The organism is Mesorhizobium sp. M1D.F.Ca.ET.231.01.1.1 (genome assembly GCF_003999155.2).
Taxonomy (GTDB): domain Bacteria; phylum Pseudomonadota; class Alphaproteobacteria; order Rhizobiales; family Rhizobiaceae; genus Mesorhizobium.
Genome location: NZ_RZOZ02000004.1, coordinates 309,530 through 325,005, shown reverse-complemented (window position 1 = coordinate 325,005; position 15,476 = coordinate 309,530). Strand labels below are relative to the sequence as shown.

General features: G+C 63.1%; 13 protein-coding genes and 1 tRNA gene. 6 read left to right on the top strand and 8 right to left on the bottom strand.

Going from position 1 to position 15,476, the window contains the following annotated elements:
- Both EN874_RS14160 and EN874_RS14155 read right to left on the bottom strand, forming a co-directional pair.
- The gene (locus tag EN874_RS14160; RefSeq protein WP_126087719.1) at positions 1 to 1,140 is read right to left on the bottom strand and encodes an ABC transporter permease; all 1,140 of its coding nucleotides are present in this window, start codon (positions 1,138 to 1,140) and stop codon (positions 1 to 3) included.
- On the bottom strand, positions 1,137 to 2,669 hold the full coding sequence (locus EN874_RS14155) for an ABC transporter ATP-binding protein (protein ID WP_127425285.1): 1,533 nt from the start codon (positions 2,667 to 2,669) through the stop codon (positions 1,137 to 1,139). The genes EN874_RS14160 and EN874_RS14155 overlap by 4 nt, the downstream gene beginning before the upstream one ends.
- Before the next feature lie 166 nt (positions 2,670 to 2,835).
- On the opposite strand from EN874_RS14155, the gene EN874_RS14150 reads away from it, so the two are divergent.
- Together EN874_RS14150 and EN874_RS14145 are read left to right on the top strand one after the other, a co-directional pair.
- Positions 2,836 to 3,045: a SlyX family protein gene (locus EN874_RS14150; protein WP_127425284.1), complete on the top strand. Its 210-nt coding sequence runs from the start codon at positions 2,836 to 2,838 to the stop codon at positions 3,043 to 3,045.
- Positions 3,046 to 3,084: 39 nt separating this feature from the next.
- A complete protein-coding gene (locus tag EN874_RS14145) occupies positions 3,085 to 3,495 on the top strand; it encodes a hypothetical protein (protein ID WP_127425283.1) in 411 nt (136 codons plus the stop codon).
- Here EN874_RS14145 and EN874_RS14140 read toward each other — a convergent pair.
- From EN874_RS14140 to EN874_RS14125, 4 genes are all read right to left on the bottom strand, one after another.
- Entirely contained in the window at positions 3,490 to 3,945 is a 456-nt protein-coding gene (locus tag EN874_RS14140; RefSeq protein ID WP_127425282.1) for a GNAT family N-acetyltransferase, read from the bottom strand. The genes EN874_RS14145 and EN874_RS14140 overlap by 6 nt on opposite strands.
- 69 nt (positions 3,946 to 4,014) lie before the next feature.
- Positions 4,015 to 5,004, bottom strand: a complete 990-nt coding sequence (locus EN874_RS14135) for a BMP family ABC transporter substrate-binding protein (protein WP_127425281.1) — start codon at positions 5,002 to 5,004, stop codon at positions 4,015 to 4,017.
- A 205-nt stretch (positions 5,005 to 5,209) separates the two neighbouring features.
- Entirely contained in the window at positions 5,210 to 5,530 is a 321-nt protein-coding gene (locus EN874_RS14130) for a hypothetical protein (RefSeq protein ID WP_127425280.1), read from the bottom strand.
- Positions 5,531 to 5,622: 92 nt separating this feature from the next.
- Positions 5,623 to 6,324 carry a hypothetical protein gene (locus EN874_RS14125; RefSeq protein ID WP_127425279.1) on the bottom strand — a complete coding sequence of 234 codons (702 nt, stop codon included), beginning with the start codon at positions 6,322 to 6,324 and terminating at the stop codon, positions 5,623 to 5,625.
- A gap of 418 nt (positions 6,325 to 6,742) precedes the next feature.
- Between EN874_RS14125 and EN874_RS14120 the strand changes: the two genes are divergently transcribed.
- The 4 genes from EN874_RS14120 to EN874_RS14105 all read left to right on the top strand — a co-directional run bounded on the left by EN874_RS14120 (position 6,743) and on the right by EN874_RS14105 (position 13,826).
- Positions 6,743 to 6,832, top strand: a tRNA-Ser gene (locus EN874_RS14120).
- 472 nt (positions 6,833 to 7,304) lie between these two features.
- Positions 7,305 to 9,023, top strand: a complete 1,719-nt coding sequence (locus EN874_RS14115; RefSeq protein ID WP_127425278.1) for an adenylate/guanylate cyclase domain-containing protein — start codon at positions 7,305 to 7,307, stop codon at positions 9,021 to 9,023.
- Between the two features lie 496 nt (positions 9,024 to 9,519).
- The gene (locus EN874_RS14110) at positions 9,520 to 10,626 is read left to right on the top strand and encodes an efflux RND transporter periplasmic adaptor subunit (RefSeq protein ID WP_168247490.1); all 1,107 of its coding nucleotides are present in this window, start codon (positions 9,520 to 9,522) and stop codon (positions 10,624 to 10,626) included.
- Positions 10,623 to 13,826, top strand: a complete 3,204-nt coding sequence (locus EN874_RS14105) for a multidrug efflux RND transporter permease subunit (RefSeq protein ID WP_127425276.1) — start codon at positions 10,623 to 10,625, stop codon at positions 13,824 to 13,826. The genes EN874_RS14110 and EN874_RS14105 overlap by 4 nt, the downstream gene beginning before the upstream one ends.
- Positions 13,827 to 13,901: 75 nt before the next feature.
- Here EN874_RS14105 and EN874_RS14100 read toward each other — a convergent pair whose 3' ends face one another.
- Both EN874_RS14100 and EN874_RS14095 read right to left on the bottom strand, forming a co-directional pair.
- Positions 13,902 to 14,972: an adenylate/guanylate cyclase domain-containing protein gene (locus EN874_RS14100; protein WP_127425275.1), complete on the bottom strand. Its 1,071-nt coding sequence runs from the start codon at positions 14,970 to 14,972 to the stop codon at positions 13,902 to 13,904.
- A gap of 3 nt (positions 14,973 to 14,975) precedes the next feature.
- The gene (locus tag EN874_RS14095; RefSeq protein WP_127425274.1) at positions 14,976 to 15,470 is read right to left on the bottom strand and encodes a Rab family GTPase; all 495 of its coding nucleotides are present in this window, start codon (positions 15,468 to 15,470) and stop codon (positions 14,976 to 14,978) included.
- Positions 15,471 to 15,476: the final 6 nt, after the last annotated feature.

The window sequence follows — 15,476 nt, the reverse complement described above, 5'->3', positions numbered from 1 at the left end:
TCAGGCCCCCTTCCCGTTGACCGCCTGCATGCCGACCGATTTCGGGCTGATCGAGGCGAACAGCGCCTGGATATAGGGCCTGAACATGTGCTCCAGCGCGCCGGCGAAGAGGATGACCAGCCCTTGAATGATGACGATCATGTCGCGGCTGATCGCCGGCATCTCGAAGGCAAGCTCGGCGCCGCCCTGGTAGAGCATGCCGAACAGGATCGCCGCCAGAACGATGCCGACCGGATGCAGCCTGCCCATCAGCGCCACCGCGATGCCGACATAGCCGGCGCCCGAGACGAAATCGATCGCGACATTGTGCTGGTCGCCCATCACCGGGTTGAGCGCCATCATGCCGGCCAGCGCGCCCGAGATCATCATCGCAGTGAGGATGATGCGGGTTTCCGAAATGCCGGCATAGCGCGCGGCTTTCGGGCTGTGGCCGTAAGTGCGCATCTCGTAGCCGAGCCTGGTGCGCCAGATCAGCAGCCAGACCAGGAACGCCATGACCAGCGCCAGCAGGAAGCAGATGTTGAGCGGCGCCGAGCGGATCTTGGCGCCGAACAATTCGAGCATCCAGTTGAGCTTCGGCAATTCCGCGCCGGCAAGGAAATTGCGCGTTTGCGGCGCCTGCGATCCTGCCGGCTTCAACGGACCGACCAGCAGATAGACCATCACCGAGGCGGCGATGAAGTTGAACATGATGGTGGTGATGACGATGTGCGAGCCGCGCTTGGCCTGCAGATAGGCGGGAATGAAGCCCCAGAGCGCGCCGAACGCCGCCGCCGCGACGATCGCCATCGGAAAGATCGCCCACCAGGGCAGCACGCTGTCGAAGCTGAGGCAGACGAGCGCGATGCCGAGGCCACCGATATAAGCCTGGCCCTCGGTGCCGATGTTGAACAGGCTGCAATGCGCCGCCACCGCCACCGACAGCCCGGTGAAGATGAAGGTCGTGGCGTAGAACAAGGTGAAGGCGATGCCGGTGCCCTTGCCGAAAGCGCCTTCGACCAGGATGACGGCGGCGCGGAATGGATTTTCGCCGACCAGCATGACGACGAAGCCGGCGACGATGAAGGCGACCGACAGATTGATCAGCGGGATCAGCCCATAGTCGGCCCAGGCCGGCAGCTTGGCGTAAGGCGTGCTCATTCGGCGGCCTCCTGGTGCTCGACCCCGGCCATCAGCAGGCCGAGCTCGCCTTCCGTCGCGTCCGGCCCGCGCTCGCCGACGATGCGGCCGGCGAACATCACCAGGATGCGGTCCGACAGCGAACGGATCTCGTCGAGCTCGACCGACACCACCAGCACCGCCTTGCCCTGGTCGCGCATGGCGATCAGCCGTTTGTGGATGAATTCGATGGCGCCGACATCGACGCCGCGCGTCGGCTGGCCGACGATCAGCACGCCGGGATCCTGCTCCATCTCCCTGGCCAGCACGATCTTCTGCTGGTTGCCGCCGGAGAAATTGGCGGTCTTCAGCCGCGGATTGCCGGGACGGATGTCGTATTTCTCGATCTTGTCCTTTGCGTCGGCCATGATGGCATCGACGTTGAGGAGCGGTCCCTTCAGATAGCGCTCGTCGTCGTGATAGCCGAGAATCGAATTCTCGTGCTCCTCGAAGGCGAGCACCAGCCCGACATGGTGGCGGTCCTCCGGCACATGGGCGAGACCGCGATCGCGCAATTCGCCCGGGTCGGCCTTGCCGGTCAGGTCGACCGGCTTGCCTTCCAGCATGACCTCGCCCGAGACGGCGTGCCTTATGCCGGAGATCGCCTCGAGCAGCTCCGACTGGCCGTTGCCGGCCACGCCGGCGATGCCGACGATCTCGCCGCCGCGCACGTCGAAGGAGACATTGTCGACCATGGTGACGCCGCGCTGGTCCTTCACCGTCAGGTTCTTGACCGAGAGCTTTATCGCGCCGGCTTCCGACTGGCCCTTCTCGACCCGCAAGAGCACGCGCCGGCCGACCATCAGCTCGGCCAGTTCGCCGACGGTGGTCTCCTTCGTCACCCTGGTGGCCACCATGGTGCCCTGGCGCATGACCGAGACGGTGTCGGTGATGGCCATGATCTCGCGCAGCTTGTGGGTGATCAGCACTACCGTTTTTCCCTGCTCCTTCAATTGCTTGAGGATGCGGAACAGGTGGTCGGCCTCGGCCGGGGTCAAGACGCCGGTCGGCTCGTCGAGGATCAGGATCTCGGCGCCGCGATAGAGCGCCTTGAGTATCTCGACGCGCTGCTGCAGGCCGACCGGCAACTCCTCGATGACGGCGTCGGGATCGACCTCGAGGCCGTATTCGCGCTCCAGCCGTTCGAGCTCGGAGCGCGCCTTGGCGATGCTGCTCTTCAGGAGCGCGTCGTTCTCGGCGCCGAGGATGACGTTTTCCAGCACCGTGAAATTGTCGACCAGCATGAAATGCTGGTGCACCATGCCGATGCCGAGCGCGATCGCGTCGTTGGAGGTGTTGATCGACACTGGCTTGCCGCCGACGCGGATCTCGCCGCTGTCGGCCTGGTAGAAGCCGTAGAGGATCGACATCAGCGTCGACTTGCCGGCGCCGTTCTCGCCGACAATGCCGTGGATGGTGCCGCGCGCGACTTCCAGGTTGATGTCGCGGTTGGCACGCACGGCGCCAAAACTCTTGTTGATGCCTATGAGCTCGATTGCGGCTTGCGCCATGCAGCCTGTCCCACTCGTTATTTTTTTATCGCTTGGTCAAAATGCCTAGCATGATGCCCCGCCCGTGCCAATTGGCCGGAACGCCATTCACTCTCGACAAATCCCCGCGCGCTTGTCAATTTCGAAGGTGGCCGGGAGCTTCACATTCACAGAGATCGGGTTTTGAATGACCATGCCTGACGATCGGCTGACGACGCTGGAAATCCGTGCCGCCGAGCAGGAGAAGACCATCGAGGAACTGTCCGGCCAGATCGCCGAGCAGTGGAAGGTGATCGAGCGCATGGAACGCAAGCTTGCCGCCCTCACCGACCGGTTCCTGGCGCTGGAGGAGCAGGCCGCTCCCGATGTGCCGGTGACCAAGCCGCCGCACTGGTGAGCGGGCATTGGGGTGAGCAAGCCATGGGGGAAAACGGTCATGGCCAGTGAAGGAGACCGGATCGCCAGGGCCGGCGACTATGTCTTCGGCCTGATGGACGCAAGGGAGCGGGCGCGTGCCGAGCGCGACCTTCAGATCGATCCCGCCTTTCGCGACGCGGTGCTGCGGCTTGCCGAACGCATGCGTGCGCTGGATCCGACCGGAGCGTCCGCCGGTGGAGCGGCGGACAATCGCTGGAAGCTGGTCGCGCAACGCCTCGGCGAACTGCCGCAGATGCGGCTTGCCGGATTAAGCGAGAGCGAGGCGAAGCCGCCGCCCGTCGTGATCAATAAGATCGAGCGCAAACCCTATGGCGTCGGCCTGCATTCCCTGGGCGGCCGGCTTGGATTTGTCATCGCGATGGCGCTGCTTGCGGCGTTCGCGCTGGGCTATCTCGCCGGCACACTATAAAGATCGCGCCATCAGCACCATCGGCTCGCCCTCCTGCTCGAACGCTTCGAGCGCGGTCCAGCCGAGCGCTTCATAGAAGCGTCGCGCCTGCCAGGTGTAGAGATAGAGCTTGCTCACGCCGACGGACGCCGCATGGGCCTCAACAGCCATCAAAAGCGCCGCGCCAACACCGCGACCCCGGTAATGTTCGTCAACGACCAGTCCCGCGAGCCAAGGCGTCAGATCATGCGCCGGGTCGATCTCGTTGCGGACGAACAGGCAACTGCCGATGGGCGAGCCGCCGAAGCGGGCGACGAAGGCCGCCTCGAAGCCGTCGCCGGCGATCAATCCGCGCAGCGCGGTGATATCCTCTTGGAGCGTCCGGCCGGAGCCCTCGAAGAAGGCGGCGAGGCGCAGCCTTGCAACGGCCTCGACGTCGCCTTCAGCCATGACTTCGATTGTCGGCTGCATGATGTTCATCCAAAAAAGAAACCGCCGGGCGAAGGCCCGGCGGTCGATGAACCTTGATTCAACTGCCGATCAATACGGGCAATTGTTGTCCGCGGTGTAGTCGTGCACCTGGACCTTGCCGGCGATGATGTCGGCCTTGGCCTTTTCGACCGCCGCCTTCATCTCGTCGGTCACCAGCGCCTTGTTGTTGTCGTCCATGGCGTAGTCGACGCCGCCTTCCTTGAGGCCGAGATTCTCGACACCGCCCTTGAACGTGCCGTTCTTGCCGTCCATGAAGGCGTTGTAGACGGCAACGTCGACGCGCTTCAACATCGAGGTCAGCACCTTGCCGGGCTGCAGGCCGTTCTGGTTGGAATCGACGCCGATGCCGAGCTTGCCGGCATCCGCCGCCGCCTGCAGCACGCCGACGCCGGTGCCGCCGGCGGCGGCATAGACCACGTCGGCGCCCTGATCGATCTGCGTCTTGGCGATCTCGCCGCCCTTGGCCGGGTCGTTCCAGGCGGCCGGCGTGTCGCCGGTCATGTTCTGGATGACGTCTGTCGCACCGGCCGACTTGGCGCCGCCGACATAGCCGCATTCGAACTTGCGGATCAGCGGGATGTCCATGCCGCCGACGAAGCCGACCTTCTTCGACTTCGAAGCCATCGCCGCCAGGATGCCGACGAGGTAGGAACCTTCGTTCTCCTTGAATACCAGCGAGCGGACATTGGGCAGGTCGACGGCATCGTCGATGATGGCGAAGTTGAGGTCGGTATATTCGGCCGCCACCTTCTTGAGCGCATCCTCCCAGGCAAAGCCGGCCATCACGATCGGGTTGCGGCCGTCCTCGGCGAAACGGCGCAGCGCCTGCTCGCGCTGCGAGGCGTTGGAGACTTCGAATTCGACGTAAGCGACGCCGGTTTCGGCCTTGAACTTCTCGGCGCCGTGATAGGCGGCCTCGTTGAAGGATTTGTCGAACTTGCCGCCGAGATCGTAGAGGATGGCCGGCTGGACATCCGCGGCGAAAGCCGGAAGAACCACTGCGGTAGCGGCCAGGAGGCCGAGAACGATACGTTTCATGTGATCCACACCCTGTCGGTTATTTTTCCGTTTGCACCGCATTCCCGCCCGGTTCTCCGGCAGGCACGCGACGTCAGGCAGGAAGTGTTTGCCCCTCCCCGCTGGCGGCCAATCTGGCACGGCCCGAAACAAAATTCACGTGGAATTTTGACCTGTTGGAAAAAGCGTCCAGGCGGACTGTTTCGAGCGGAGCGAAACGTGTGCGTCAGTTGGTCGGGGCGAATTCGTGGCGGCGCCGACGGTAGCCGATGGCGTAGAGCAGGAACGCCAATACCGCGAACACGGCGAACCCCGGCTGTCCGAGTACCCAGACAACGGCGCCGTCCCAGACCAGCGGATTGGCCTTGGCGCGCACATAGGTTTCGAAGGCCGCGCGGGTGTCGGGCGATACCGCCAGCCAGCTCGCGTTGAGCGGCGTCATGACGAGCGCGGACGCCGCCACCGAGCGCGTGGTGTCGATCACCGCCATGATGACCGAAATCGACAATGCAATCATGGCCGCCAGCCGAAAGATGAAACGCAGCATCCAACGCACTCCCCGGGAAAAGCTCCCGTTTGCCCCGCAACCGACATAGAGCGTGCGCAACCGCCACGCAATCGCGATACGCGATTTTGAGGTTAGGCTGCTTTTGCCGGTTTGCGCCGGTTGACCCGCCAGACGGCGAAGATTCCGCCGGCGATTGCTCCGACGATCAGGCCCGCGAGGCCGATAAAGGCGGCGAAAAACCCGCAGGCGCCTTCGAAGCAGCTCATATGGGTGGCGTCGGCGATCAGCGATCCGGCGAAAAATCCCGCGCAAGCGCCGATGGTTCCGCCAAGGATGATGCCGAGCAGCGCGGCAACGAGCGAGACCAGGAGCGGCGGGCGCTCGGTCTCGGGATTGGCATAGACGGCCTCGGAGCCGGCGCAATGCCGCAGGAGATAGATGCAGAGCAGGCCGATGGCGATCTCGGCCACGGTGAAGCCCAGCGCTTCGGCCGAGAAGACGAAGTCCGGCACCAGAAGGGTGTAGGCCTGGCGCACGATGAGCCACAGGATGATGACGACCTGCCAGATGGTGTAGTGACGCGGAAAGCGCGTCGACCGGTTGAAGGCAAGGCCGAGCAGGTAAAGCCCCCACAGGATCGTGACGACACTGCCGGCCAGCCCGCCATAAATCAGGAAGAAAACGCTTTGCGGCAGGTTGAAGTCGCCGATCAGCCGCCAGTTCGAGATCAGGCCATAGGCCGACAGGCCCATGACGATGATCAGCCACGCCACCGGGATGAAGGAAAGCCCGCTGTCCGGCCGGCCCGCGGGTTCCTGGTCGATCGATGCCATGTCAGGACAGTGCCCCTCGCAAAGCCCAAAGCAATTCCAGGAAAAGTGCGTCAGCGGTTTTCCGTCCGGAATTGCGCAGAAAACGAACATTTCAGGCAGTCGACAGGCGGCCGCGACCGAAGTCAAGCGCGGCAAGCGGCGCGACCTGGCCCGTGCACATCATTCGGAAGCCACCCCCCTGGTGAAAGCACCTTCCGGCCATGCGCGGCAAAAGCTTTTGTGCAGTCATTATGGCTTGGCTTTCGCGTTAGGATCGACTAGATGAGCCCCGCGCCTGTTTTGCCTAGACGGCTAGAGGTGCTGGGAAAGGGTCGCCCGCCGGTTGAAGGCACCCCAAATCCTCCGTTGAGGACTTCCCGAGGGAGGCGCATCTCCCCAACCCGCGCGGCGAAACCGGCCAAGCGCGAGATGCAAGGACGGAGAGGTGGCCGAGTGGTTGAAGGCGCACGCCTGGAAAGTGTGTTTACGGGAAACCGTAACGCGGGTTCGAATCCCGCTCTCTCCGCCAGAATTTTTCTAATAAGTCAATTATTTCAAATAGTTAATTAACTCATAGAAGGGATTCAAGGTCGAAGCGTCGTTAGCCTGCGTAACAAACGGTCAGGAATCCGCATAGTCCGCCATGGCGTCGCTCAACATCGAGCAGGTCAGCGTCCTGTTTGGGGCCGAGCGCGGACCCGACCGCCTCTGGCGTACGCGAAGCCAATAGCGGACATTAAACACCGATGGAGCTAAGGTCCTGGATTGGACCCGAAGCCGTCACAGTCCGATTGCGAGGCAACTGCCGCGAACAAGCGGTAGGAAGGTGGGACTCGCTCGTCAGTGGCGCTGCGGCAGGATCGCCGAGGCGTCGCGCGAGTCATAGCATCAAGAAGCGTGACCTGTGGTATGATAGGCCGGTGAGGGCACGCTGGAAGCGCCGGTCCCTATCTGCCTCGGGCCTGCGGCTTGCGTGTCGCGAATCTTGACTGGGGCTCGACATGGAGCGGAAGCTCGCTGCCATCCTTGCCATCGATGTCGTAGGGTACTCGGCGCTTATGGAGGCGGACGAAGCGGGCACCTTCGATCGGCTGAAACGTGGCCGCAAAGAGCTGTTCGAGCCGGAAATCGAGACGCGACACGGGCGAATCTTCAAGCTGATGGGAGACGGCCTGCTGGCGGAGTTCGGCAGCGTGGTAGATGCGGTCGAATGCGCGGTCACGCTTCAGCGCGGCATGGCGGAACGTAACGCGAGCGTCGCCGAAGACCAGCGCTTCGAAGTCCGGATCGGAATCAACCTTGGGGAAGTGATCGTCGAAGGGGACGATCGCTATGGCGAGGGCGTGAATGTGGCGTCGCGCCTCCAACAACTCGCCGAGCCCGGTGGCATCTGCGTTTCGGAGAAGGTGTCCAAGGAGGTCAGGCAGAAGCTAGCGTTTGCGTTCGAGCCCATGGGCGAGCAGCGGGTGAAGAACATAGCCGAGCCGATATACTGCTATCGCGTGAACCTGCAGCTTCCGAGAGCGGCTCCGGTCGGGCGATTGGCATCGCTGGAATTGCCCGACAAGCCCTCAATCGCGGTTTTGCCTTTCACCAACATGAGCAACGATCCGGAGCAGGAAACCTTTGTCGACGGCCTGACCGAAGACCTGATCACCGACCTGTCTCGCTCAGCCGGCCTCTTCGTCATCGCGCGCAACTCGACCTTTGCTTACAAGGGGCGGTCGGTCGATGTGCGTTTGGCCGCGCGTGATCTTGGGGTGCGCTATGTGGTTGAAGGCAGCGCCCGGCGCGCTGCGGCGCGCGTGCGCATCAATGCGCAGTTGATCGACGCGATCGGCGGCGATCATATCTGGGCCGAGCGCTACGACAGCAGCCTCGAGGATATCTTTGCTGTGCAGGACGAGGTCACGGCCAAGATCGTCGAAGCCCTTGTCGGCCGATTGGCCGGACAGCCGGCGCGCAAACGGCCGTCAAGTCTCGAAGCCTATGACCTCTGCGTGCGGGCCCGCGGCGTCAGTTTTCAGACCGGGTTAGGCGCGCGGGAAGCGCGTATGCTCCTGGAAAAGGCGATCGGACTCGATCCCGACTATGCCGAAGCACATAGCTTGCTGGCCCTCAATCTTTGGCTCGGCTGGCTGTTCTGGAACGAGCCGAAGGAAACCAACCAGCCTCGCGCGCTGGCGGAAGCGCAGCGGGCTGTGGCGCTCGATCCTAACGATGCCGGGAACCGCTGGGTGCTGGGCATCATACTTGGTCACGAACGGCGATACGCGGAATCGGATGCCGAATTCGAGACGACCTTCAAGCTCGATCCCAACCATGCCGATGCCTGGGCAATGCGCTCGGATCTCATCACCTTGAGGGGCGACGCGGTCAAGGGCGTCGAATTCGTGAAGCGGGCTTTGCGGCTCAATCCGCACCCACCGGGGTGGTACTATTGGATGGCAGGCCAAGCCTATTATGCGCTCGGCGACTATCAATCCGCGGTCGAGGCTTTACGCAAACCGGAAACCTACCGCACCACGTCGCGGCGCATGCTGGCGGCAGCCCTCGCGCAGGTCGGGCGCCTGGATGAAGCCCGTCAGGAAGCGGAGTTCTTCATGATGAGCAATCCCCATTTCAGCATCAGGCATTGGGCAACATCGCAGCCATTCGACGACGAGGAAGTGCTCCAGCGCTTCGTCGAAGGCTACCGCAAGGCTGGCCTTCCCGACTAAAGAGCGCATTGCTTTGGATCGCCGGCTTGCTCTCGTCAGGATATAGGCTCGTCTTTTGACTATGAGGGCAATGCCCGTGGGTCCCATCGATCAATGTCCGTTGAGGGCAGCCGGGCGCTCCGGAACCTCAGGCCGGTCAGGAGAAGGACCGCGCAGCCGGGCGTGAACAGACAGCCGAACGCGCTCAGCGGCGCCACCCTCGCCAAAGCCGGGCCTTTCGCCGCGGCTGACCTAGCCCGATGGCGGGGCAGCCACAGGATGGACATTTCAGCCCACTTGGAAAATGATCAATGTCGCCATGCGCACTGCAGGGCTCTGATCGCGAAAAGAAAAGCCTGAGCCTAGAAGCCTATCATCAGACCTCCGAGTCCGGCGAGCGAGGATGCAAATGGACACCCGAGACAATGGGCAATTGCATCGCGACGCGGGCGGGCGACCCCGTCGATCGGCCGGCTGGCTTGCCCGCGCCGCTGTGTCGGCGGCATTCCTGCTCGGCATGGCTTTCTTAAGCATTGCGTTTGCGCAGGACCAGCAGCCACCCGTGGTGACGGCGGCCAAGCCGGTGGTCCGTGAAATCGTCGAAGATGACGAGTTCGTCGGGCGCTTCGAAGCCGTCGACCAGGTCGCCATCCGTTCGCGCGTCAGCGGCTATCTGGACAAGGTCAGCTTCCAGGACGGCGCATTGGTCAACAAGGGCGACCTGCTCTTCACCATCGACCAGCGTCCGTACCAGGCGGCTTATGATGCCGCCAAATCGCAAGTGGACGTCGCCAAGAGTCTGCTCGAATTCTCCAAGATGCAGTTGGATCGCGCCGACGAACTCGCCAAGACCGGCAATATCTCAACCGCGACCGTCGACGACCGCCGGCGGGAATACCTTTCGGCGCAGGCGCAGATGCAGGGCGCGACGGCTGCGCTGACGACGGCCAGCCTGAACATGGAATTCACCGAGATCAAGGCGCCCTTGTCCGGCCGCATCGACCGCCGGCTGGTGTCGGTCGGCAACCTCGTGCAGCCGGATTCCACCTTGCTGACGACCATCGTCACGCGCGATCCGATCGACTTCTATTTCGACGTCGATGAGCGCCTGTATTTCAGCTACGCCCGCGACGCGAAGGCGCGTGGCGGCAGCATGCAGGAAGGCGCCGGCGGGCTCGACGTGGTGGTTCACGTCGCCGACCGCGCGCAGGCGGTATTCAAAGGCAAGCTCGATTTTGCCGAGAACCGGATCGACAACGCGACCGGCACCATGCGGGTGCGTGCGAGGTTTCCCAACGCCGACGGCATTCTCCAGCCAGGCATGTTCGGGCGCATCAACGTGCCGGGGTCACTGCCGTATAGCGGCGTGCTGGTGCCCGACGAGGCGATCGGCGCCGATCAGGATCGCCGCATCGTGTTCCTGGTGGACGAGGCCGGGACGGTATCGGCGAAGCCCGTGCGCACCGGCCCGCGTCTCGACGGCTACAGGGTGATCCGCGAGGGCCTGACCGGGGACGAGACGATCATCGTCAACGGGCTGATGCACGCCAGGCCCGGCACCAAGGTGAAGGTCGAGATGGTGGCGTTGCCGCCCAGGGCCGAGACCGCCGAGTTGCAGCAATGAGGTTCGCACATTTCTTCGTCGACCGTCCGATCTTCGCATCGGTCGTTTCGGTCGTCCTGCTGATCCTCGGCGGGATAGCTTATACCCAGCTGCCGGTCGCGCAATATCCCGAGATCGCCCCGCCGACCATCGTCGTTCGCGCGCAGTATCCGGGCGCCGACGCCGAGACGGTCGCAGCGACGGTGGCAACGCCGATCGAGCAGGAGATCAACGGCGTCGAGGGCATGCTCTACATGTCGTCCTATTCGTCGGGCGACGGGGCGATGGCGCTGACCATCACCTTCAAGCTGGGCACCGATCTCGATCAGGCGCAGGTGCTGGTGCAGAACCGCGTGTCAGTCGCCGAGCCGCGCCTGCCCGAGGAAGTCCGTCGCCTCGGCATCACCACCATCAAGAGCTCGCCCGACCTGATGATGGTCGTGCACATGCTGTCGCCCGACAATACCTACGACCAGCTCTACGTCTCGAACTACGCCCGCTCGCGGGTGCGCGACATACTGCTCAGGTTAGACGGCGTCGGCGACCTCATCATCTTCGGCGAACGCGAATATTCGCTGCGCATCTGGCTCGATCCGGAAAAACTGTCCGCCCTGGGGATGACCTCGGGCGATGTGGTGCAGGCGCTGCGCGACCAGAACGTGCAAGTGTCGGGTGGCTCGATCGGCGCGCCGCCGACCAACACCGGCACTGCGTTCCAGTACACGGTCACCACGCAAGGCCGCTTCAACGACGCACGCGACTTCCGATACGTGATCGTCAAATCGACCGACGACGGCCGCCTGATCTCGCTGCAGGACGTGGCGCGCATCGAGCTCGGCGCCAAGGATTACGTCACCAACTCCTATCTCAACGGCAAACCGGCGGTGGCGCTCGCCATCTTCCAGCGGCCGGGCACCAATGCGCTCGCCGCAGCCGCGGAAATCCAGGACAAGATGAAGGAGCTTTCCCTCGACTTCCCGAAGGGGTTGAGCTACGACATCGTCTACAACCCGACCGAGTTCGTCGCCGAGTCGATCCAGGAGGTCTACAAGACGATCCTCGAGGCGATGCTGCTTGTCATCATCGTCATCATCGTCTTCCTGCAATCGTGGCGCATGGCGATCGTGCCGATCGTGGCCATCCCCGTGTCGCTGATTGGCACGCTGGCGGTGCTTTACGCCGCCGGCTTCTCGCTCAACATGCTGACGCTGTTCGGCCTCGTTCTGGCGATCGGCATCGTCGTCGACGATGCTATCGTCGTGGTCGAGAACGTCGAGCGCAATATTGCCACAGGGCTGGCGCCCAATCCGGCGTCGCATCTGACCATGGACGAAGTCGGAACGGCGGTCATCGCGATCTCGCTGGTGCTGATAGCCGTGTTCGTACCGACGGCCTTCATCCCCGGCATTTCTGGGCAGTTCTACCTGCAGTTTGCGATCACCATCGCGGTGTCGACGGCGATCTCGGCATTCAATTCGCTGACGCTTTCGCCGGCGCTGGCCGCACTGCTGTTCAAGCCGCACCACGCCGCGGCGGCGCCGCCGCGCTTTTTCCTGGCGCGGCTCGGACGGGGGCTCGCCGACGGCTTCAATCGCGGCTTCGACAGGGTCGCCCATTGGTATTCGAGCATCGTCCGCGTGCTGGTCGGCTCGTGGATAACGATCGCCGCCATGCTGGCCGTTTTCGCGGCCCTCATCTACGCCACGGTCTACATGGTGCAGGCGGTGCCGCGCGGTTTCATTCCGTCGCTCGACCAGGGCTATGCGATCGTCGTCGTCCAGTTGCCGGACGGCGCCTCGCTGTCGAGGACCGATGCGGTCATCCAGCAGGCGTCGCAGATCATCCAGAAAACGCCGGGCGTCGACTACGCAGTCGCCTTCGCCGGCTTCTCCGGCGCGACCTTCACCAACGCCAGCAACGCGGGCGTGATCTTCGCCAGGTTCAAGCCGTTTGACGAGCGACTGAAAGCCGGCCAGTCGGCGACCCAGGTCATCGGCAACCTGTTCGGCAGCCTGCAAAGCATCAAGGAAGCCTTCATTATCGCACTGCCGCCGCCTCCGATCCGCGGCGTCGGCAATGCCGGCGGCTTCAAGCTGCAGATCCAGGAGCGCAACAGCGCCGACATGCGGCAGATCCTGGCGCTTGCCAACGAAATCGCCGGCAAGGCCAACAAGACGCCGGGGCTGACGGGCGTGTTCACCACGTTCTCGGCGTCGAGCCCGCAATTCTTCCTGGCGATCGATCGCGACAAGGCGCGCATCCTGAATGTACCGATCCCCAACATCTTCGAGACGCTGTCGATCAATTTGGGCACCGCCTACGTCAACGACTTCAACGCTTTCGGGCGCGTCTACCAGGTGCGGGCGCAGGCCGACCAGGTGTTCCGCCTCGATCGCGCCGATATCTTGAAACTGAAGGTGCGCTCGGCGGCCGGCGCGCTGGTTCCGCTCGGCACGTTGATCGAGATCCGCGACGTCACCGGCCCGGCACTGGTCCAGCGCTACAACATGTACGTCTCGGTGCCGCTGCAGGGCAACGCCGCGCCCGGCGTTTCCACGGGCGACGCGCTGGCATTGATGGAAGGGATCACGGCAAAGACGCTGCCGGACGGTACCTCCTATGAATGGACCGAGCTCGCCTATCAGGAGCGCAACACCGGCAATGCCGCTGTCTATATCTTCGGACTGTCGGTGCTGTTCGTGTTCCTGGCGCTGGCGGCGCAATATGAGAGCTTGGTGCTGCCGTTCGCCATTGTGCTTGTGGTGCCGCTCGGCGTGCTCGCGGCGTTGCTCGGCGTGTCTTTCCGGGGGCTGGACAACAACATCCTCGTGCAGATCGGCCTCATCGTGCTGATCGGGCTTGCTGCCAAGAACGCGATCCTGATCGTCGAATTCGCGCGGCAGGCGCAGGAACGAGGCCTGTCGGCCGCCGAGGCTGCCGTCGAAGCCTGCCGGCTCAGGCTGCGGCCGATTCTGATGACCGCCTTCTCGTTCATCCTCGGCGTCGTGCCGCTGCTGATCGCGACGGGCCCGGGCGCAGAAATGCGCCAGTCGCTCGGCACCGCGGTGTTCTCCGGCATGCTCGGCGTCACCTTCGTCGGCCTGTTCCTGACGCCGGTGTTCTACGTCACGCTCAGGTCGCTGTTTTCACGGCGCAAGCCGGGTCCCGAGGCCGAGCCTTCGGGGCCGGCAGAGGCGCCATCGGAGACGGCCGCCGAGTAGGGTTGCGAATTCGCCGCGTCGGGCGCGGCTTGCATGCAGCGAATCTGAAGATCGCGACGCGCTTCAGGCGCCAAGTCAGGCCAAGAGCCGCCACATTCGCACGCGGCCTGTTCCACGCAATTCGGTCTCCCCGAGTGGGTCGCAAGCAAAATCCGCGCCGAGCAATTCGTGGGTCGCATCCGAAATGCGGATTTCATCGGGCTCCGCGGCCTTTTGAATCCGCGCGGCGAGATTGACGGTGTCGCCCCACAGGTCATAGACAAACCGCCTTTTGCCTATCACGCCCGCCACGATCGGTCCGGAGTGGATTCCAATCCTGAGGCTTAGCGGTTCGCCTGCGAAGCGCTCGCGCCTCGCCGTCTCCCGCAGCTCAAGCGCATAGTGCGCAAGGGCTTCCGCATGATCGGATCGCGCGACGGGCAGGCCGGCGACCGCCATGACACAATCGCCGATGGTCTTGATCTTTTCGCAGCCATATTGTTCCGAGAGCAGATCCGCCGCCCTGAAGAAGTAGTTCAAGATAGCGAGCGTCGTCGCGGCTCCGACGTTGCGCGCCCTTTCCGTAAAACCGACGATGTCGGCAAAAAGCACGCTCACCTCTGCGTGGCTGTCCGCAATCTGCTCGTCCGCTTTCAACCGCTCCGCGATCGACGCCGGAAGAATGTTGAGGAGAAGGGATTCGGCGCGCCTGTATTCGCGCGACAAACCCTCCTGGCTCTCCCTCAACGCCTCGTTCGTCGATTGCAGTTTCGCATTGAGTTGACGCTCCCTCTCTTGCAGGAGCGTCATTTCATAAGCCTTCTGTTGAAGACGCTGCTGGTGGTCGCGTTCGGGAGTGGCGTCGAGAAAGAGCAGCCACACCGAGCCGCCGTCGCCAAAGAGATGGAGGTCCGCGACACGCCCGCCGGGCAGTTCCATCATAGGCATGTGAAATGGAAGTTCCGGGCAAGGCAGCAGCCCTTCCATGAACTCAAGCTGGTCGGAAACGGGCTTGCCGACGCGAAGCGACGAGAGTCCGTAATGTTCAATGTTGCCGCCCTTCGCGGCTATGCATTGCCGGGCGTCAATTTTCAGATATGCGGCAGAACGCTCATTATAGAAGAAATCGTATATCCAGCTTCTGACTTCTTTCGGCACGCTGGCCATGGTCTACTTGGCGACCATCGAAGCAAGCTGACGAAACGCATCGTCGACATGGTCGCCCGAAAGCGCGCTTGTCAGATAGATCTGCCAGCCACGTTGCTTCAGTTCGTCGATCTCACCATCCGATATCGCCCACCGATCGGCCAGATCGGATTTGTTGAATAGCAATACGAACGGCATGGTGCCGAATTCGGCCTCGGCCCGCTCGCGCAGCGTGAGCGCCACGGCGAGAGTGGCGGGCCGGGTTCCATCGACGACAAGCACGAGCCCGGCCGCACCGCGCACATAGCTGACGCGGAATGAGCCGATATCGTCTTCGCCGGCCAGATCCCACAAAATCAGGTCCACTGTCTTGTCCGGAAACGCGACGCTTTTCTTGTCGATTTTCACGCCCACCGTGGTCAAGTAGGTATCTGAAAAGATGCTTTGGACGAACCTGCGCACCAGGCTCGTCTTGCCGACAGCAAACCCGCCCAACATGCAGATCTTTTTTTGCAGCATCCTGGG